Below are 17,860 nucleotides of genomic sequence, written 5' to 3'. Positions count from 1 at the left end.
CGCACCGACGACCTGCTGACCGGGTGACCCACCACACCGACGAACCGCCGACCGGCCGACCCACCACACCGACGAACCGCCAACCGGCCGACCCATCTCACCGACGACCTGCTGACCGGCTGCCCCCCGGAACCGGCCCCAGCACCCCCGGTCCAAGCCGCCACCGGCCGGGCGGGACCTAGCGGGCGTCCAGTGCCAGCAGCCCCTGCAGGGCGCGCTCCGCCTGGGTGACCAGGCCGTCCGCGCCGCAGGTGCGGGCCAGGGCCAGGCCGCGGTTCAGCTCGGACACCGAGCGGGACAGGATCCCGTACTCGATACGGGCGGCCGCGTGTTCGTACTGGCTGGGCGAGGTCTCCAGCAGGGTGACCGCCTGGTGGGCCAGCCGGACCGCGCGCTGGCCGGTCTCCAGGGCGGCGGCGCAGCGCAGGGCCTCGCCGATCGCGGTGTCGGTGCCGAACCGCTCGGCCTGGCGGCGGGCGTCGGAGGCCAGCCGGGCCGCGCGGGCCGGGTCCTCGGTCGCCAGGGCCCGGGCGAGGTCGATCGCCCAGGGGACCATCACGGGGTTGAGGTGGCCGCGGACGGCGGCCGCCTTCTCCGCCTCCTCCAGTTCGTTGACGCCCTCGGCGGTGCGGCCCACGGCGAGCAGCAGCCGGCCGCGCACCGAGCGGGGGTCGGGCAGCACGATCGTGGACGGATAGGGCGGGGCGAAGCCGCACTCCCCGGCGACCTTCCAGGCCTCGTCGACATGGCCGCGGGCGAGCAGCACGTCGACGAGGTTGCAGGTGGCCGACCAGTACAGGGGCAGGCCGCGGCCGACGCGTTCGGCGAGGTGCAGGGCCTTCCTGAGGGACTCCTCCGCGTCCCGCAGCTTGCCCCGGCGGCGCAGCCCGAGCCCGAGGTAGGCATGGGCGAGGGCGAGGTGGCCGCCGCTCCAGCCGGCCGACTCGTAGGTGCGCAGGGCCTCGTTGAAGAGGGCGTCGGCGCGGTCGAGGCGGTCGGTGTAGGCGTAGGAGCTGGAGAGCATCATCAGCAGTTCGATGCCCCATTCCTGGTCCGTCCAGCCGAGGCCGGGGGCGAGGCCGCCGTTGACCAGGGAGCGGTCGCAGAACTCGACGACCTCCTCGGCGTTCTCCCCGCGGGTCACCGCGTCGAAGCCGCGCAGGATGAGCAGGGCGCGCTCGGCGTTGTCGCGTCCGGTGCAGGTCGCGGCGAGCGCGGCGAGCCGCTCGGAGCGGCCCGGTGAGGTCGCCTCGCCCGCGTGGACGCCCTCCCACATGAACTGCACGGCCTGCAGTCGCATCTTCGCCGGGCCGGGTGGGAGCCGGTCTGCCTCGGCCTCGACCGTGCGGACGGCCTCCTCCATCTGGTCGTTGTGCAGCAGGGCCTGGGAGAGGCGGTACACCGCGTCGATCCGCTCGTCGCCCTGGAGTCCGGGCATGGCGAGTGCCGTGCGCAGGTGCTCGACGGTCTTCGCGGGCGCGGTGAGGAGGGTGGCGCAGCCGAGGTCGTAGAGCACGCGCGCGTGGACCTCCGGGTCGGGCGGCTCCGCCAGGGCGCGCTCCAGACAGCGGCGGGCCGCGTCCGGGGCGCCGACGGCGAGGTGTTCGGCGGCGGCCCCGCGCAGCTGCTCGACGAGTTCCTGATCGCCCTCGGGGTGGACCTGGACGAGATGGCGGGAGGCGGCCGCGAGTCCCTTGCCGGCCTCGGTGACGATCTTGGCGGCGATGCCGTGCATCGCGGTGCGCAGACTCGGCGGGATGTTGTCGTAGACGGCGGTGGCGATGAGCGGGTGGACGAACTCCAGGTCGCCGCCCGCGGCGGGGACGGCCGCCGGGTCGGGTTCGGTCAGGATGCGGGCGGTGCGCAGCAGTTCGGCGCAGCGCACCGCGGTCTCGCGGCTCATGACGGCGAGCCGGGAGGCCTCGTCGATGGAGATGCCGACGCCGCCGAGGATGGCGGCGGCCATGGCGAACCGGGTGGCCTCGACGCCCAGTTCCTCCAGGCGGTCGACGAGTCCGCCGCCGCGCGCCGCCCGGTTCAGGGGGCGCAGCTCCACGGCGGAGGACTCGGTGGGCTCCAGGCCCTTGTCCCTGACCTTGGCGAGGAGTTCGACGGTGTCGTAGGGGTTGCCGTCGGTCACGGCCCACACCTCGCGGCAGAACGCGGCGTCGGCGTGTTCCCCGAGAGTGGCGCGGGTGAGGCCGGCGACCGCGGCCGGGGTGAGGGTGCTGATGCTGCTGACGGCGCGGCCCGCGGCCTCGCCGATCGCGTCCAGGGAGCGGCCCCGCTCTCCGTCCCGGTCGTCGGGCCTGCGGGCCACGACGACCAGGACGCAGAGATGGTCGAGGCGTTCGACGAAGGCGGTGAGCCAGCGCAGGGTCTCCTGGTCGGCCCAGTGCGCGTCGTCGATCAGCAGCACGAGCGGGTAGTAGCGCGAGGCCAGCCGGCTCACGGCGGCCACGAGGCCGTCGCACACGCCCTGCGGGTCGGCCTGGGTCTCGCCGGGTTCCGCTATGCCGAGCGCGGGGCCCGCGATGTCGTACCAGTCGCCGAGGTACTCGCGGGCCTCCTCCGGCATCAGGGACAGCAGGGCGGGCTGCAGCAACTGCCGTACCACGTTGAAGGGAACGGACCGGAGGGTCTCGCCGCCGCGGGCGGACCAGACCGTGCAGTTGCGGTCCTCGGCCATGCGGCGGGTCTCGGCCAGCAACGCGGTCTTCCCGATCCCGGCCTCGCCCCGGAGCATCAGCAGATGGCCCGAGGAGGACCGGTCGGCGCAGAGCGTGTCCACCGCCCGTGCGATGGCGGCGATCTCCTCCTCGCGCTCCCACAGGGAAGCCGGGGCGGCCCCCGCCGGCCGTGCCTCCGTCATCCCGCTACCTCCCCGATGTCGCCCGGACGACGTACAGAACTCGAGCGTAGCCGTCCGGGCGGCGCGGCGGAGGCAGTCCGCGCAGGTCTTGCCTCCACGGGTGACGGAGCGGCCTTCGGTCCGCCCGGGCGGGCCTGCGCCCGCGGTCCCGAGACGTCAACGGCGGGCGACGTACGGCTGATTGACGTCGATTTCACGCCATCCGGGCCGGTCTGCCCGCGCGCCGGGTTCCGACGGATCGCCCTCCCTCTCATCCGCCTTTCACCGATGCCTCATACGGTGGGGGCATGACGCAGGTGACTCCTCCCGGGTGGTACCCCGACCCGGGGCAGACAAGTGACGGTCCCGCCACCGAGCGCTGGTGGGACGGCAAGGCATGGACGGACCAGACCCGCCCCGCGGGCTCGGCCGCCGCATGGGGGCCGCCGGCGCAGACGCCGACCGACGGCGCGTACGCGGCGTACCCGACCTATCCGGCTTATCCGGTGCCCCCGGCGGGCTCGGACCGGCGGCGCGGACTGCGCACGGGCATAGCGGTGGCGGTGGCGGTCGCGGTCCTCACGAGCATCGGGGTCGGCGTGTACGCGCTGTCCAAGGACGACGGCAACGGCGGCGGTACGGCGCAGGGGCCCGGCGGTCAGGGCGGTCCGGGCGGCGGCGACGGTACGGGCGGCCCGTTCGGCGGGCCGGGCGGCTCGGGCGGGTCCGGCGACTCCGGCGGCTCGGGCGGGGCCTCGCCCTCTCCCGAGGAGTCCGAGGCACCGAAGATCAAGAGCGGGTCGGTGACGGACGCCCTCAACGGGATCAGCATCCCGATCCCGGACGGCTGGTACGGACAGGAGGGGAGCGCGGGCGCGGCGGTGACGTCCGAGTCCTCCTACAAGTGCCCCGGCGACACGTCCAAGACCTGCACCAAGGGCGGCGTGTACTCCGCGCCCGCCGAGGTGCTGCGCACCAAGGGCGACACCGCCGAGGAGGTCGCCAAGGCGGACATCGCGGCCAACGCCGAGCAGTCCTACGGCGGCACCACCTACGGCGAGATCACCTCGCACAAGGTGCTCGCCTCCAAGGCGGTGACCGTGGCCGGGCAGAAGGGCTACCTGGTGCGCTGGCAGGCGGTCACCAGCAAGGGCGCCGACGGCTATGTCGAGTCCCTGGTGTTCCCGGCGCCGGCGGACACCGAGCGGCTGGTGGTGCTGCGCTTCGGCGTGGACGCCGACCAGAGCGTGTCCGTCATCGACACGATCACCAAGGGCATCAAGGTGGCGTCGGGCGGCGGCAGCGGCCAGGACGTGTGAGCCGTACGGCACATCGGCCGGGTGGGGTGCCCCTCCGCTCAAGGGGGACCCCACCCGGCCGGGGGGTGCGCGCCGCCCCCGTCCCCACGGTGCGGCGCGAGCAGGTCACCGTCCAGTCATCCCGTGAACGGCGGCCTGGGCCTGTGGGCTCCTAGGAGTCCGGGCGCGGCTGCGGCCGCAGCCCGAGCGCGGGCAGTACGGCGGCCTCCACGAAGCGGACCAGGTAGTCCGGGTCGGCGTACTCCCCGTCGACCACGGGCCGGGCCCGGACCACGCCGAACATCTGCGCCGGGATGTACTCCAGCGCGGGATGGCCGGCGGGGATCTCCCCGCGCTCGACCCCGCGCCGCAGGATCTCCCGCAGGGCTTCGATCTCGGGGTCGATCAGCGCCTCGCGCAGCGCCCGCGCGAGGTCCTCGTCCCCGTGCACGGCGTGGCCGAGCGCCTGCATCAGCTGGGTGTCGTTCGTCGACCAGCGGCCCGCGGCCCGTCCGGCCTCGCGCAGGTCGTCGGCGAGCGAGCCGGTGTCGATGCCGGCGAGCCGCGCCGTGCGCCGGGAGCGCAGGGCGGCCACGACGAACTGGGGCTTGGTCTTCCACTGCCGGTAGAGCGTGGACTTGCTGCAGCGGGTGCTGGCGGCGACGCCCTCCATGGTGACCGATTCGTATCCGCACTCGCGGATCTGCTCGAGGACGGCGTCGAAGAACTCCTGCTCGCGCTGGGGCGTGAGCTTGGAGCGGCGCGTGGCGGTGACCTGCTCCGGTCCGTCCGCGGCCTGCGACGTCATCGTCTCTTCTCCTCGCTTCCGTGCTCCCGGGTGCGGCCCTCGCGGGCCCTCACTCCAGTGTGTCGCATGTCAATCGATACGCCAGTGTACCGGTACTCCAACGTATCGGTACACTTCCGTATCGGTACGCTGTCGTATCGATCGATCAAACGCACCACCGTCCAGCGAAGGGGCCGGGGGATGAATGCCCGCACCGAGCCTGCGGAGGCGGAGCCGGCGACGCCGGCGCGGCCGCCGATAGTCCGCGAGTTCCTGCTCGTCGCAGGGCTCTTCCTCGTCTACAAGTTCGGGCGCCGACTGGCCACCGGCCACACCGCCGAGGCCTTCCGCAACGCCACCGGCGTCTGGCACGCCGAACGGTGGCTGCACCTGCCCGGCGAGGGCGCGGTGCAGTCCCCGCTGCTGCACGGCGACACCCTGGTCCGGGTCGCGAACACCTACTACGCGACCGTGCACTTCCCCGCCACGCTGGCCTTCCTGGTCTGGCTGTACCTGCGGCGCCCGGCGCACTACACCTGGGCGCGCCGGGTGCTGGCCGCCGTCACCGCCGCGGCGCTCGCGCTGCACCTGGCGTTCCCGCTCGCGCCGCCGCGGATGCTCGCGGCGGCGGGCCTGGTCGACACCGCGCGGGTCTACGGCCCCTCGGTGTACGGACCGCCGCGGACCGACCATCTGTCGAACCAGTTCGCGGCGATGCCCTCGCTGCACTTCGGCTGGGCCCTGATGGTCGCGATCGGCCTGATCGCGGCGACCCGCTCGCGCCGGCGCTGGCTGTGGCTGCTGCATCCGCTGGTGACGCTGCTGGTCATCGTGGGGACGGCGAACCACTACTGGCTGGACGCGATCGTGGCGGGCGCCCTGCTCGGTGTCGCGCTCGCGATGATCCCCGCGCCCGCGCGGACGGCCACCACCGCCGGCCGGGGGCTGCCGCGGCCGGCGCCGGCGAAGACCGGCGACCAGGTGCTGGCGGGAGCGGTCCGGTGAACGCCGCGATCGTCGCCGTCGTCCTCTCCCTGTTCTCCGCGGTCGCCTACGCGGCCGCCGCCGTCGCCCAGGAACGGCTCGCCTCCCGGTCCGCCGGCGCGGGGCTGGCACGGATGCTGCGCCGGGGTGCCTGGTGGGCCTCGGTGGGGCTGAACGCCTCGGCCGCGCTGCTGCACGTGGTGGCGCTGAAGTACGGTCCGCTGACGGTGGTGCAGCCGCTGGGCGCGCTGACGCTGGTGGCCGCGGTGCCGCTGGGTGCCCGGGTCGCCGGGCGGCGGGTCGCCGCGGCCGAGTGGCGCGGCACCGCCTTCACCCTGGCCGGGCTGGCCGCGATCCTGGTCACCGCGTCGGGACCGGCCCCCGAGGACGTGCTGAGCGGCTCCGAGGCGGTCGCCGTGGCGGGCGCCACGGCGGCGGTGATCGGTCTGCTGGCGCGGCCCGGCGCCCGGCCCGGGCTGCGGCACGCGACCGCGTCGGGCTTCGCCTCCGGGGTCGCCTCCGCGCTCACCCAGACGGTGACGGTGGCGGCGACGGACCGCTCGGGCTCGCTGCTGAGCGTGCCGGTGATCGGGGTGGCGCTGCTGGTCGCGGCGTTCGCGACGGGCGGGCTGCTGCTGTCGCAGACCGCCTACCGGGGCGGACTCGGCGCCCCGCTGGCGATGGTGACGCTGGCCAATCCGGTGGCGGCCGCGGCGATCGGTGTCGTCCTGCTCGGCGAACGGCTCCAGGGCGGGGCGGCCGGGGTCCTCCTCGCGGTGGCGGGTTCGGGCCTCGCCGGCTGGGGTGTGGTGCTGCTGTCACGGGCGACGCCGGAGCCGGCTTCCCTCTCCGTGTCCGACGACGAGCACCCCGTGGCGGCGGTGCTGGCCCTGAGGCCGGGGACCGCGTCGGCCGAGCCGGCGCTGCTGCCCCGGCCCGCGACCGGGCCGGAGCACCTCACGCCGCTGTGACGGGCGTCAGCCGAGCCCGCGCGCGTCCTGCTTGAGGGCCGTGTCGACGGTCAGCGCCGTGGCGACGACCAGGCTCAGCAGGGGTTCGGGCAGCTGGTAGTGGATCTGCAGGACGTAGTTGTCCGCGGTGGTGAACATCGTCTTGGCGAGGCCTTCCCAGGTCTTGGTGATCCGGGCGACCTCGTTGTCCGCGTGGTCGACGATGGCGAAGTTCCACGCCCGCCAGTTCTCCGCCTTGATCGCGCCGATCTGCTGACCGCCCGCGTTGATGGCGAAGTTGATCTTCCCGAAGACGTTCTGCTGGACGATCTCGCCGACCTGCTGCCCGTCCGGGCGCGTCACGACGACCCGCGACTTGAGGAACTTCGCGGGCCGGGTCAGCAGCAGCACCGGCTGCCCGTGGGCGTCGCGGATCTCCAGCCGGTGCGTCAGGTACTGGTCGATGCTGGCGACGAAGCGCAGCACCTTGCGCAGGGCGCTCTGGCCGACCTGGACGACCGTGCCGAGCTGATTGCCCTGCTGGTCCATGACCTTGTACTCGTTGGTCAGCTCGATGAGCTTGGCCTTCTGGTTCACCACCAGCACCGGCTCGGTGAAGAGCGTGCCGCCGCCGGGGCCGCTCGGGGCGACCCCGGCCTGCTGCTGCACCTGGCGCTGGACCCGCTGGTCCGGGCCGGCCGGCTGCTGCGGCACGGCCGGGGCCTGCTGGCCGGCGTGGGTGTGGTCGGTCCACTGGGTGCCGTCCCAGTAACGCAGGGTCTGGGCCGCGCCGTGCGGATCCGGGTACCAGCCTGCAGGTGTGTTCGAATGCGTGGTCACCGGGGCACACTACCGCGAGCCCGCCAGGACCTGACCAGTCCCCACGATGCGGTGTTCACCGTGCATTTACTCCGAGACGATCGCCGGGTCGCTGACGCCCGGCAGCCCGTTCTCGACATGTCCGGCGAACCGCCGCACAAAGGTCCTGTCGGTGTCGGAGGTGACGGTGAGGTCGTACCAGCGGTGGCTCCTCGCCAGGCCGGCGACGTGCCGGACGACGGCGCCGGGGCGCACCCGCACCGAGGTGGCGCGGCCGCCGTACCCGTCGGCCAGCTTCAGCACGGCCGTGCCGGAGGTCGTGTTGGTGAAGGTGAGTTCGAGGCCGTCGCCGACGTGCCGCGCGGTCGCCTCCAGCCCGGCCCGCTCACCCTTGAAGGTCCGCAGGAATCCGTTGGGGCCGTGCACGGTGAGGTCGTGGGAGCCGCCGGAGGAGGCGGAGTTCCAGGTGTCGGAGACGGTCTTGCCGGCGCTCGTCGTGTAACTCCACGGTCCGTCCGCGCGGTTGCCGGAGGTGACGAGGAAGGCGGCACCGGCCTTCGCGCCGGAGGCGAAGGTGAGCGTGATCTCCCCGGCCGCGCCGTTCACCGAGGCGTCCACGAAGGGCGCGTACCGGAGCGGGCGGGTCGGGCGGTGCCCGCGCTCCTGCTTCGGCAGCACCGCGTCGGCGGGCGGGGTGGGGACGTAGTCCGGGTGGCGGTCCCGGTCGGGCGGCCGGTAGCCGTCGGTCCCGGGCAGGGCGACCGGCCGGGTGTCCTTGCGGCCGAAGTCGAACGCGGAGGTCAGATCGCCGCAGACCGCGCGCCGCCAGGGCGAGATGTTCGGCTCGTGGACACCGAAGCGGCGCTCCATGAAGCGGATGACCGAGGTGTGGTCGAAGGTCTCGGAGCAGACGTAACCGCCCTTGCTCCAGGGGGAGACGACGAGCATGGGCACCCGCTGGCCGAGGCCGTAGGGTCCGGCGACGTGGCCGCTGTCGCCCTGGAACAGGTCCGGGCCGACCTCGACGGTGGACCTGCCCTGCGCCGCGGAGGCCGGCGGGAACGGCGGGACCACGTGGTCGAAGAACCCGTCGTTCTCGTCGTAGGTGATGAACAGGGCCGTCTTCGCCCACACCGCGGGGTCGGAGGTGAGCGCGTCGAGGACCTGGGCGACGTACCAGGCGCCGTAGTTCGCGGGCCAGTTGGGGTGCTCGGTGAAGGCCTCGGGGGCGACGATCCAGGAGATCTGCGGCAGCTTCCCGCCCTTGACGTCCGCCGTGAGCTGCTCGAAGAAGCCCTCGCCCCCGCGGGCGTCGGTGCCGGTGCGGGCCTTGTCGTAGAGGGGTTCGCCGGGCCGGGCGTTCTGGTACTGGGTGAAGTAGAGCAGCGAGTTGTCGCCGTAGTTGCCGCGGTAGGCGTCCTGGATCCAGCCCCAGCCGCCGTCCTTGTCCAGGCCGTCGCCGACGTCCTGGTAGACCTTCCAGGAGACGCCCGCCCGCTCCAGCCGCTCCGGGTACGTCGTCCAGCCGTATCCGGCCTCGTCGTTGCCGAGGACCGGGCCGCCGCCCTTGCCGTCGTTGCCGGTGAAACCGGTCCACAGGTAGTAGCGGTTGGGGTCGGTGGAGCCGATGAACGAGCAGTGGTAGGCGTCGCAGATGGTGAAGGCGTCGGCGAGCGCGTAGTGGAACGGGATGTCCTGGCGGTCGAGGTACGCCATCGTCGTCGCGGACTTGGCGGCGATCCAGCCGTCGTACCTGCCGCCCCGGAAGGCGGCGTGGCCGTCGTTCCAGCCGTGCGGGAGGTCCTGGAGGAAGGCCATGCCCAGGTCGTCGGCGTCGGGGTGGAAGGGCAGGACGTCCTTGGTGCCGTCGGACTGGTGCCAGACCGGCTTGCCGTTCGCGAGCCGGACCGGGCGGGGGTCGCCGAAGCCGCGCACGCCCCTCAGGGTGCCGAAGTAGTGGTCGAAGGAGCGGTTCTCCTGCATCAGGACGACGATGTGCTCGACGTCCTCGATCGATCCCGTGCGGTGGTTCGCGGGCAGCGCGGCGGCCCGCTCGATGCTGCCGGAGAGCGCGGTGAACGCCGTTGTGGCGCCCGCCAGTCGGAGGAAGTGGCGCCGGTTGACTTCGGGCATGGGTGAGGGACCTCTCGTGCAGCAGGGGTGTTCTGCCGGCCGGTTGGTGTCGGGATGCGCGCGCAAGGAGTGTTCCAAGGCCACCGAACGTCAGGGAAGGGTCGGGTGGCGCCGATGTGAAAGTCGGCCGTACGCGAGGGGTCGCAGCGCCGGAACCGCCGCAGGCCGCCGACCGCGCCTGACGTTTCGTCAACTTCGGTTCATCCCTGCGGGTGATCCGTTTCCGGCCTGATGCGTGCCGTCCTTCATGGTATAGACCATTGGCGGTTCGACCGGTGGACCCATGAGGTCCCCCGGTGCTCCGGACAGGGCCCGGACCAGCACGGGAAGCCCTCCCGCCCACGGACCCCGCGGGCACCCCGGACGGAAAAACACATGATTCGGTTGTCTACCGGACCTGTGGAATACGCGCACTTTTCCGTCACGTTTCGCAGCAAGACCACACAACCCACACAGACACCTCACTATGTTGACGCGACGGATGCGGTGACGACCGGCCTCGGAGGGGGAGCCGGCGTCCCGCAAGGGGGTGCGTCCGCTCATGAGAGCTGTGTTCACCCCTGCCCGGGGAGGGGACTTCACCGCATGAAGCGGACCACACGCACCACCGCGCCGACGGTGGGCGCGCTCGCCGCCACCCGGCCCGCACCGGACACCCGGGTCCCCGCGGGCGTGACCGAGCAGATCGCGTACACCGCGGGCAACTGAACGGCGCACCGACCGACCGGAGGACCGTCCGGCCGCAGTCCGCGGCCGGGCCCACCGGTGGGCCCCGGCACCGGGGCCCACCGGACACGAACCACCCCACACCTCGGCCGTGGAGCACATCGATGCACGTTCCCCACGGCGCGCGACGCCCCGGCGCGTCGCGCGTCACCCTGCTCACCGAAGGCACCTACCCGCACAGTCACGGCGGCGTGAGCGTCTGGTGCGACCAGCTCGTCCAGGGCATGCCCGACCTCGAATTCGACGTCATCGCCGTCACCGGCACCGGACGCGAGCCGGTCGTCTGGGACCTGCCCGCCCATGTCGCGCACGTGCTGTCCGTCCCCATGTGGGGCGACCCGCCCGAGGGCCGCGCGCCCCGGGGCCGCGCGCGCCGTGAACTCACCCTCCGGTACGAGGAGTTCCTCACCGCGCTGCTCGACCCACGGGCCGAGAGCGGCTTCGCGCCCGCCCTGTACGCGCTGGCGCGGGCCGCGGCCGGCGGGGCGCTCAGCCCGTTCCTGCGCGGCGACCGGGCGATCACGATCCTCACCTCGGTGTGGAACCGCCCGGGCCTGGCGGTGCGCGAGGCCCGGCCGGCCCTGCACGACGCGCTCACCGCGACCGCCCTCCTCGAGCACGCGCTGCGCCCGCTCGCGGCCCCCGCCCCGCGGACCGGCGTGGCGCACGCGGTCAGCGGAGGCGTCGCGGTCCTGCCGGGCCTCGCCGCGCTCGAACTGCACGGCGTACCGCTGCTGTTGACGGAGCACGGCGTCTATCTGCGCGAGCGCTACCTCGGCTACCGCACCGCGCCCTACCGCTGGCCGGTCAAGGCGGTCGTCCTCGGCTTCTTCCGGCTGCTGGCGGAGGAGAGCTACCGGCGGGCGGCCCTGATCACACCGGGCAACCGCTACAACCGGCTGTGGGAGGAACAGGGCGGCGCCGCCCCGGAGTCGATCCGCACCGTCTACAACGGCGTGGACCCGGCCGCGTTCCCGCCGGCCGGCCCGGAGCCCGGGACGCCCACCCTCAGCTGGGCGGGCCGGGTCGACCCGATCAAGGACCTGGAGACCCTCGTCCGGGCCTTCGCCCTCGTCCGCGAGCAACTCCCGGTCGCACGGCTGCGGTTGTTCGGCGGCACCCCGCGCGGCGGGGAGGCGTACCGGGAGCGGTGCGCAGCGCTCGCCGCCGAGCTGGGGCACGCCGATGCCGTCACCTTCGAGGGCCGCGTCGACGACATCAGGGACGCGTACGCGGCCGGCAACGTCGTGATGCTGTCCAGCATCAGCGAGGGCTTCCCGTTCACGCTGATCGAGGCCATGTCGTGCGGACGGGCGACCGTCTCCACCGACGTGGGCGGGGTGCGGGAGGCGGTCGGCGACACCGGGCTCGTGGTGCCGCCGCGCGATCCGCGGGCGATGGCGTCCGCCGCGCTGGAGCTCCTGGGCGACCCGGCGCGGCGCCGGGCGATGGGCGAGGCGGCGCGGCTGAGGGTGATCGAGCAGTTCACCCTGCGCCGGACCATCGACACGTTCCGCGCCATCTACCTCGAACTGCCCGTGCTGGACAGGGAGTCGGCGGCGACACCCGTGCCGCCGCAGCCGTTCGCGCAGGCCGGCACGGTGGCCCGATGAGCGGGCCGCTCTCCCTCGAACCCGGCGGATCCGAGCAGGACACGCTGGCGCTGCGGCTGGCCGCGCCACGCCCGCCGCGCCGGCGCCCGCGCTGGGCCCGTGACGACACCACCATCACCCTGCGGCTGCCCCGGCACGGCCCCGACGAGGAGGCGGTGAGCCGGCTCGCCGCCGAGCTCGCCGACCGGATCGGGCCCGCCGTCCACCCGTACGAGGTGGCCGCGCTGCTGGAGGCGGAGGGCCTCCCGGCCTCCCTGATCAAGGAGCGCTACGGCCACCCGAACCTGTTCTCGCTGGCCGCCGCGCTGTACGAGCAGGTGCCGCGGGCGTTCCCGGAGCCCGCCCCGGCGGCCGACCCGTGGCGGCCGGACACCGCGCGCTGCCTGCTGCGGGGCGTGCTGTTCGCCCTGCCGGGACTGGCCTATCTGCTCACCGCGCCCCTGTGGAACGCCGGTCGGCACGCCCCCGCCCTGATCGTGGCCGGGCTGCTCTCCTGGGCCTGGGGCCAGGCACTCGGTCACCGGGCCCACCTGCGCAGGGCGACCGGGCGGCGGGAGGCGGGCCGTACGCTGCTGACCGGCGCGCCGGCGGGGGCCGTCCTGGCGACGGCGGCCGCCGTGCCGCTCGCCGGGAGCGGGCCCGTCGTCCTGGCCGCCGCCGCGCAGTCCCTGTACCTGGCGGCGGCGGGCGTCCTGCTGGTGCTGGCGCGGGAGCGGCTGCTGCTGGCGGCGCTCTCCCCGCTGGTCGCCGGAGCCGCCGTGCTGCCGTGGTGGGAACCGGGCGGCCCGCTGCGGGCCGGGCTGCCGGCGCTCGCCCTGCTGGGCACGCTCGCCGCGACCGCGTGGGCGCTCCGGGCGGCCCTCGGCGCACCCGCCGCTCCCGGCGGAACCCGGCCGCGTCTGCGGTGGTCCCTGCCGTACGGCCTGTTCGGGCTGGCCGCCGGCCTGCTGGTGCTGCTGGAGGGACGCGAGGAGCCGTACGCGGTGATCGTGCTGACCGTCAGCATGGGGCCCGCGGAGTGGCTGCTGTACCGCTACCGCGGGCTGTCGGTGGCGGCGCTGCGCGCCACCGCGACACCCACCGGATTCCTCGTGCGCTCGGCCGGCATCCTCACCGTCTGTCTCCTCGGCTACCTCCTGCCGCTGCTGCCGGCGGCCCTGTTCACCGGCGCCGCGCCCGCCGCGCTGCTGCCGCTCGCGGCCGTCCTGTGGACCGCCCTGCTGCTGCAGGCCTTCGGTGCCGCCTGGCCGTCCGCGGTCATCTGTCTGAGCGCGGCGGGCGGAGCGGGGGCGGTCACGCTCCTCGGTCTGCCGCCGGGCCCGGCCGGGGCGCTCGCCCTGTGCTGCGGCGCCGCCGCGCTCTGTCTGTCGGCGTGCGCGCTGTGGCTGCTCGGCCGCCCCGCGCCGCACGCCTGAGCACCGCGCCCGCCGCGCGCGCGTGCCGCTTCCTCCCCCACGCTCACCAGAACCACCCCCCACACCGAAACAACCGGAAGGAAAACGGAGTTGACCTCCTCACCGCTCGCCGCCGTCACCGGGGCCGAGGGTTTCATCGGCTCGCATCTCACCGAGGCGCTGGTCGCCTCCGGACACCGGGTGCGGGCCATGGCCCAGTACAACTCCTTCTCCTCGTACGGCTGGCTGGAGACCCTGCACCCGGACGTCCTCGACCAGGTGGAGATCGTGCTCGGCGACGTCCGGGACCCGGGCTCGGTGCGCGGCCTGCTCGAAGGGGCCGACGTGGCCTACCACCTGGCCGCGCTGATCGCGATCCCGTACTCGTACCAGGCGCCGCACAGTTACGTGGACACCAACGTCACCGGCACGCTCAACGTGCTGGAGGCGGTACGCGCCCTCGGCACGCCCCGGCTGGTGCACACCTCCACCAGCGAGACGTACGGCACCGCGCAGACCGTGCCGATCACCGAGGACCACCCCGTCAACACCCAGTCCCCGTACGCCGCTTCGAAGGCGGGCGGGGACCGGCTGGCCGACAGCTACCACGCCAGCTTCGGCACCCCCGTGGTGACGCTGCGGCCGTTCAACACCTTCGGGCCGCGCCAGTCGATGCGCGCCGTCATCCCCACCGTGATCGGCCAGGTCGCCGCCGGGGAACGCACGATCACCCTCGGCGATCTGCGGCCCACCCGCGACTTCACCTTCGTCAAGGACACCGCGCAGGCGTTCCTCGCCGTCGGCACCGCGCCCGCCGGGCGGGTCGTGGGCCGCACCTTCAACGCCGGTACCGGCGGGGAGATCTCGGTCGGCGACCTGGTCGCGCTGATCGGCAAGGTGATGGACACCGCGCTCGACGTCCGTGCCGACACCGCGCGCATCCGGCCCGCGAACTCCGAGGTGATGCGGCTGGTCGCGGACGCGAGCCGGCTCGCCGCGGCCACCGGCTGGCAGCCCGCGCACACCCTGGAGGAAGGGCTCGCGCACACCGTGGACTTCTTCCGCGACCCGGCCAACCTGGCCCGCTACAAGACCGGCATCTACAACATCTGAGTCCGGCCCGTCCGCGCGCCGAGAACACGAAGGAGGAGTCCCATGCACGCAGTGATCCTGGCCGGAGGCAAGGGCGTCCGGCTACGGCCCTACACCACCGCGCTGCCCAAGCCGCTGGTGCCCATCGGCGACCAGCACGCCATCCTGGAGATCGTACTGCGCCAGCTGGCCACGGCCGGCTTCACCAGCTGCACCATCGCCATCGGCCATCTCGGCGAGATCATCCGCGCCTACGTCGGCGACGGCTCCGCCTGGGGCCTGTCGATCGACTACGCGACCGAGGAGAGTCCGCTGGGCACCATGGGCCCGCTGCTCACCCTGCGCGAGAGACTGCCCGAGACGTTCCTGGTGATGAACGGCGACGTCCTGACCGACCTCGACTACGCCGACGTGCTGCGCACGCACCGCGCGTCGGGGGCGCCGCTCACCATCGCCACGTACGCCCGCAAGGTGCACATCGACTTCGGGGTGCTCACCACCGACTCGGCCAAGGTCGTCGCCTTCACCGAGAAACCCAGCATGGACTACCGCGTCTCCATGGGCGTCTACGGCCTGTCCCGCTCGACGCTGGAGGGCTACACGCCCGGACTGCCGCTCGGCTTCGACGAGTTGGTCCTCGACCTGATAAGGGCCCGGAGCCAGCCGCACGCCTACGAGTTCGACGGCTACTGGCTGGACATCGGGCGGCCCGACGACTACGACCGCGCCAACGCCGAGTTCACCACCCGCAAGTCCCTTCTCCTCAAGGGAGCCTGAGCACCACATGCGCATTCTCGTCCTGGGCTTCACCGGCTATCTGGGAGCCCATGTCGCCGAACGGCTGCGCGCCCTGCCGGGCGCGACGGTCCTCGGCGCCGGCCGCTCCCCCGGCGCCGCGTACCCGGTCGACCTCGCGTCGGCCCGGCCGGCGGAGCTGGCCAAGACCCTGGCCTCCGCCGCGCCCGACGCGGTGGTCAACTGCGCGGGCGCGACCGGCGGCGACGCCGTGACCCTCGCCGAGGTCAACGCCCGCGGTCCGGCCGTCCTGTGCGCCGCGCTGCGCGAGGCGGCCCCGGGTGCGCGCCTGGTGCACCTGGGCTCGGCAGCCGAGTACGGGCCGGGTGTGCCGGGCACCCCGGTGACGGAGTCCGCGGCCACCTGCCCGGTGGGTCCGTACGGCGCGACCAAGCTGGCGGGCACCGCCGTGGTGACCGCCTCCGGCCTGGACGCGGTGGTGCTGCGGGTGGGCAACCCGGTGGGGCCGGGGGCTCCGCCCGCCGGGCTGCCGGGCAGGCTGGCCGCCCTGCTGAGAGACGCCGGCCGGGACCCGGACGCGGTGCTGCGGCTCGGCGATCTGTCCTCGTACCGTGACTTCGTGGACGTGCGCGACGTGGCGCGGGCGGCGGAGCTCGCGGTCACGGCCCCCGGCCCGCTGCCGCGGATTCTGAACATCAGTGCCGGCCGGGCGGTCCCGGTGCGCGAGCTGGTGATCGGCCTGGCCTCGAAGGCCGGTTTCCGGGGACGTCTCGAGGAGGCCACGGGCGGCGGCCGCTCGGTGCGCTCGGGCGAGGTGTCCTGGCAGTGCTCGGCCGTCGGCGCCGCCGAGGAGGCCCTGGGCTGGCGGCCCTCGCACACCCTGGACGAGGCGCTGGCCGCGCTGTGGGAAGGCGACGGCACGCCGTGAGCCTGCTGATTCCGCTGTACGTGCACCCGGCCGACGACCCGGGCGCGTGGCACCGCCTGATCCAGGCGGCCGGGCGCACGTACGGCGTGATCCTCAACCCCGCCAACGGGCCCGGCGAGGGCCCCGACCCCGCGTTCGCCGCGGCGGCCGGGGCCCTGCGGGAGGCGGGCGCGCGCGTCCTCGGCTACGTCGACACCGACTACGGCATGCGCGAGCGCGCCGACGTCGTGGCCGACGTCCGCCGGCACCAGGAGTGGTACGCGGCCGACGGCTGCTTCCTCGACCAGGTGACGGCGACCCCGGACGGGCTGCCCGCCTGCCGCCGGCTGGTGCGGACCCTGCGCAAGCTGGGTGCCGGGACGGTCGTCCTCAACCCCGGGGTCCACCCCGCGCCCGGCTACGCCCGCCTCGCCGATCTGACCGTCACCTTCGAGGGCCACTGGTCCACGTACGTCTCGGCGTTCAGCAGGCCGGGGTGGACGGCGCGGCACCCGCCGGAGCGGCTCTGCCATCTCGTCTACGGCGTGCCCGAGGCGCTGGTGCCGCTCGCGGTGCGCACCGCGGGCGGGCGGGGTGCCGCGGTGTGCGGTCCCGTGACGGGCGAACTGCCCAATCCCTGGGGCGAACTGACCCCGGCGCTGACCGGAAGGGAGCCATGAGGTACACGGTACGAGCGGTCCTGCTGGCGGCCGCGCTGGCACTGGCGGGCTGCTCCGGAACGGGCGAGGGGGACGGCGGCAGACCTCCGTCCGCCGGCTCGCCCTCCGGTACGGCCGACGCGTCGACCGGGGCCCGGTGGAGGCCCCGCCCCGGGCTGGCCTGGCAGTGGCAGCTCGACGGCAGGGCCGACCCGTCGGTGGACGTCCCCGTCTACGACATCGACGGCTTCGAGAACACGGCCGCGGACGTGGCCCGGCTGCACCGGGACGGGCGCAAGGTCATCTGCTACGTCAACGTCGGCGCCTGGGAGGACTTCCGGCCCGACGAGGACGCCTTCCCCCGGTCGGTCCTCGGCGACCGGAACGGCTGGGCGGGCGAGCGCTGGCTGGACATCCGGAAGCTCTCCGTGCTGCGGCCGATCATGGAGCGGCGCTTCGACATGTGCCGCGACAAGGGCTTCGACGCGGTGGAACCGGACCTCGTGGAGGGGTACGCCAACGAGACCGGCTTCCCGCTCACCGCCGGCGACCAGCTCCGCTACAACCGCATGATCGCGAGGATCGCGCACGAGCGGGGCCTGTCGGTGGGCCTGAAGAACGACCTGGCGCAGATCCCCCAGCTCCTGTCCGACTTCGACTTCGCGGTCAACGAGGAGTGCGCCCAGTTCGGCGAGTGCGCCCGGCTCACCCCGTTCATCGCGGCCGGCAAGGCGGTCTTCCACGTGGAGTACGCGCAGCCCACGAGCAGCTTCTGCGCCCTGTCACGGCGCCTGAAGCTGTCCTCGATGCAGAAGAAGCTGGAGCTGGGGGTGTGGCGCAAGCCCTGCTGAACCCCGGGCGGTGTTCCTCCGGATCCCTCCGCCCGCCCTG

15 protein-coding genes are annotated in these 17,860 nt (G+C 73.9%); 11 read left to right on the top strand and 4 right to left on the bottom strand.

Annotated features, from left to right (window positions below; all coding sequences use genetic code 11):
* Nucleotides 1–178 precede the first annotated feature (178 nt).
* Complete coding sequence (locus ACFY2L_RS08520) at nt 179–2,872, bottom strand: ATP-binding protein (protein ID WP_390658570.1); 2,694 nt, start codon at nt 2,870–2,872, stop codon at nt 179–181.
* A gap of 287 nt (nt 2,873–3,159) precedes the next feature.
* Here ACFY2L_RS08520 and ACFY2L_RS08515 point away from each other — a divergent pair, with 287 nt between their 5' ends.
* A complete protein-coding gene (locus tag ACFY2L_RS08515) occupies nt 3,160–4,170 on the top strand; it encodes a DUF2510 domain-containing protein (RefSeq protein ID WP_390821876.1) in 1,011 nt (336 codons plus the stop codon).
* A 151-nt stretch (nt 4,171–4,321) separates the two neighbouring features.
* Here the strand turns inward: ACFY2L_RS08515 and ACFY2L_RS08510 are convergent, their stop codons facing one another.
* Nucleotides 4,322–4,957, bottom strand: a complete 636-nt coding sequence (locus tag ACFY2L_RS08510) for a TetR/AcrR family transcriptional regulator C-terminal ligand-binding domain-containing protein (RefSeq protein ID WP_390658572.1) — start codon at nt 4,955–4,957, stop codon at nt 4,322–4,324.
* Nucleotides 4,958–5,137: 180 nt separating this feature from the next.
* Here ACFY2L_RS08510 and ACFY2L_RS08505 point away from each other — a divergent pair, with 180 nt between their 5' ends.
* Nucleotides 5,138–5,941 carry a phosphatase PAP2 family protein gene (locus ACFY2L_RS08505; protein WP_390821875.1) on the top strand — a complete coding sequence of 268 codons (804 nt, stop codon included), beginning with the start codon at nt 5,138–5,140 and terminating at the stop codon, nt 5,939–5,941.
* Nucleotides 5,938–6,891 carry a DMT family transporter gene (locus ACFY2L_RS08500; RefSeq protein ID WP_390658574.1) on the top strand — a complete coding sequence of 318 codons (954 nt, stop codon included), beginning with the start codon at nt 5,938–5,940 and terminating at the stop codon, nt 6,889–6,891. The genes ACFY2L_RS08505 and ACFY2L_RS08500 overlap by 4 nt, the downstream gene beginning before the upstream one ends.
* A gap of 6 nt (nt 6,892–6,897) precedes the next feature.
* Here the strand turns inward: ACFY2L_RS08500 and ACFY2L_RS08495 are convergent, their stop codons facing one another.
* Nucleotides 6,898–7,710, bottom strand: coding sequence for a phospholipid scramblase-related protein (locus ACFY2L_RS08495; RefSeq protein WP_390821874.1), 813 nt, complete (start codon nt 7,708–7,710; stop codon nt 6,898–6,900).
* A gap of 66 nt (nt 7,711–7,776) precedes the next feature.
* Nucleotides 7,777–9,822, bottom strand: coding sequence for a phosphocholine-specific phospholipase C (locus tag ACFY2L_RS08490; protein WP_390658576.1), 2,046 nt, complete (start codon nt 9,820–9,822; stop codon nt 7,777–7,779).
* A 585-nt stretch (nt 9,823–10,407) separates the two neighbouring features.
* Between ACFY2L_RS08490 and ACFY2L_RS08485 the strand changes: the two genes are divergently transcribed.
* The 8 genes from ACFY2L_RS08485 (at nt 10,408) to ACFY2L_RS08450 (ending at nt 17,820) form a co-directional block, all read left to right on the top strand.
* Nucleotides 10,408–10,530 carry a hypothetical protein gene (locus ACFY2L_RS08485; protein WP_390821873.1) on the top strand — a complete coding sequence of 41 codons (123 nt, stop codon included), beginning with the start codon at nt 10,408–10,410 and terminating at the stop codon, nt 10,528–10,530.
* 122 nt (nt 10,531–10,652) lie between these two features.
* A complete protein-coding gene (gene pelF / locus ACFY2L_RS08480) occupies nt 10,653–12,161 on the top strand; it encodes a GT4 family glycosyltransferase PelF (RefSeq protein WP_390658578.1) in 1,509 nt (502 codons plus the stop codon).
* A complete protein-coding gene (locus tag ACFY2L_RS08475; protein WP_390821872.1) occupies nt 12,158–13,576 on the top strand; it encodes a hypothetical protein in 1,419 nt (472 codons plus the stop codon). Before pelF ends, ACFY2L_RS08475 begins: the two co-directional genes overlap by 4 nt.
* Nucleotides 13,577–13,666: 90 nt before the next feature.
* Entirely contained in the window at nt 13,667–14,668 is a 1,002-nt protein-coding gene (locus ACFY2L_RS08470; protein WP_390658580.1) for a GDP-mannose 4,6-dehydratase, read from the top strand.
* A 42-nt stretch (nt 14,669–14,710) separates the two neighbouring features.
* The gene (locus ACFY2L_RS08465) at nt 14,711–15,424 is read left to right on the top strand and encodes an NDP-sugar synthase (protein WP_390658581.1); all 714 of its coding nucleotides are present in this window, start codon (nt 14,711–14,713) and stop codon (nt 15,422–15,424) included.
* 7 nt (nt 15,425–15,431) lie between these two features.
* Nucleotides 15,432–16,331, top strand: a complete 900-nt coding sequence (locus tag ACFY2L_RS08460; protein WP_390658582.1) for an NAD-dependent epimerase/dehydratase family protein — start codon at nt 15,432–15,434, stop codon at nt 16,329–16,331.
* Nucleotides 16,328–16,990, top strand: a complete 663-nt coding sequence (locus ACFY2L_RS08455; protein ID WP_390658583.1) for a spherulation-specific family 4 protein — start codon at nt 16,328–16,330, stop codon at nt 16,988–16,990. Before ACFY2L_RS08460 ends, ACFY2L_RS08455 begins: the two co-directional genes overlap by 4 nt.
* The gene (locus tag ACFY2L_RS08450) at nt 16,987–17,820 is read left to right on the top strand and encodes an endo alpha-1,4 polygalactosaminidase (RefSeq protein WP_390658584.1); all 834 of its coding nucleotides are present in this window, start codon (nt 16,987–16,989) and stop codon (nt 17,818–17,820) included. The genes ACFY2L_RS08455 and ACFY2L_RS08450 overlap by 4 nt, the downstream gene beginning before the upstream one ends.
* The last annotated feature ends 40 nt before the right edge of the window (nt 17,821–17,860 follow it).

This window comes from Streptomyces sp. NPDC001381 (assembly GCF_042895685.1).
In the GTDB taxonomy this organism is placed as follows: Bacteria; Actinomycetota; Actinomycetes; order Streptomycetales; family Streptomycetaceae; genus Streptomyces.
The sequence above is the reverse complement of the archived record's forward strand: the minus strand, read 5'-3'. Positions and strand labels throughout refer to the sequence as shown.

What these genes read in the sequence shown, in the direction of transcription:
- ACFY2L_RS08520 (WP_390658570.1), bottom strand. Translation starts at nt 2,872, where the DNA reads ATGACGGAGGCACGGCCGGCGGGGGCCGCCCCGGCTTCCCTGTGGGAG.
- ACFY2L_RS08475 (WP_390821872.1), top strand. Translation starts at nt 12,158, where the DNA reads ATGAGCGGGCCGCTCTCCCTCGAACCCGGCGGATCCGAGCAGGACACG.
- ACFY2L_RS08505 (WP_390821875.1), top strand. Translation starts at nt 5,138, where the DNA reads ATGAATGCCCGCACCGAGCCTGCGGAGGCGGAGCCGGCGACGCCGGCG.
- pelF (WP_390658578.1), top strand. Translation starts at nt 10,653, where the DNA reads ATGCACGTTCCCCACGGCGCGCGACGCCCCGGCGCGTCGCGCGTCACC.
- ACFY2L_RS08465 (WP_390658581.1), top strand. Translation starts at nt 14,711, where the DNA reads ATGCACGCAGTGATCCTGGCCGGAGGCAAGGGCGTCCGGCTACGGCCC.
- ACFY2L_RS08515 (WP_390821876.1), top strand. Translation starts at nt 3,160, where the DNA reads ATGACGCAGGTGACTCCTCCCGGGTGGTACCCCGACCCGGGGCAGACA.
- ACFY2L_RS08460 (WP_390658582.1), top strand. Translation starts at nt 15,432, where the DNA reads ATGCGCATTCTCGTCCTGGGCTTCACCGGCTATCTGGGAGCCCATGTC.
- ACFY2L_RS08485 (WP_390821873.1), top strand. Translation starts at nt 10,408, where the DNA reads ATGAAGCGGACCACACGCACCACCGCGCCGACGGTGGGCGCGCTCGCC.
- ACFY2L_RS08450 (WP_390658584.1), top strand. Translation starts at nt 16,987, where the DNA reads ATGAGGTACACGGTACGAGCGGTCCTGCTGGCGGCCGCGCTGGCACTG.
- ACFY2L_RS08490 (WP_390658576.1), bottom strand. Translation starts at nt 9,822, where the DNA reads ATGCCCGAAGTCAACCGGCGCCACTTCCTCCGACTGGCGGGCGCCACA.
- ACFY2L_RS08510 (WP_390658572.1), bottom strand. Translation starts at nt 4,957, where the DNA reads ATGACGTCGCAGGCCGCGGACGGACCGGAGCAGGTCACCGCCACGCGC.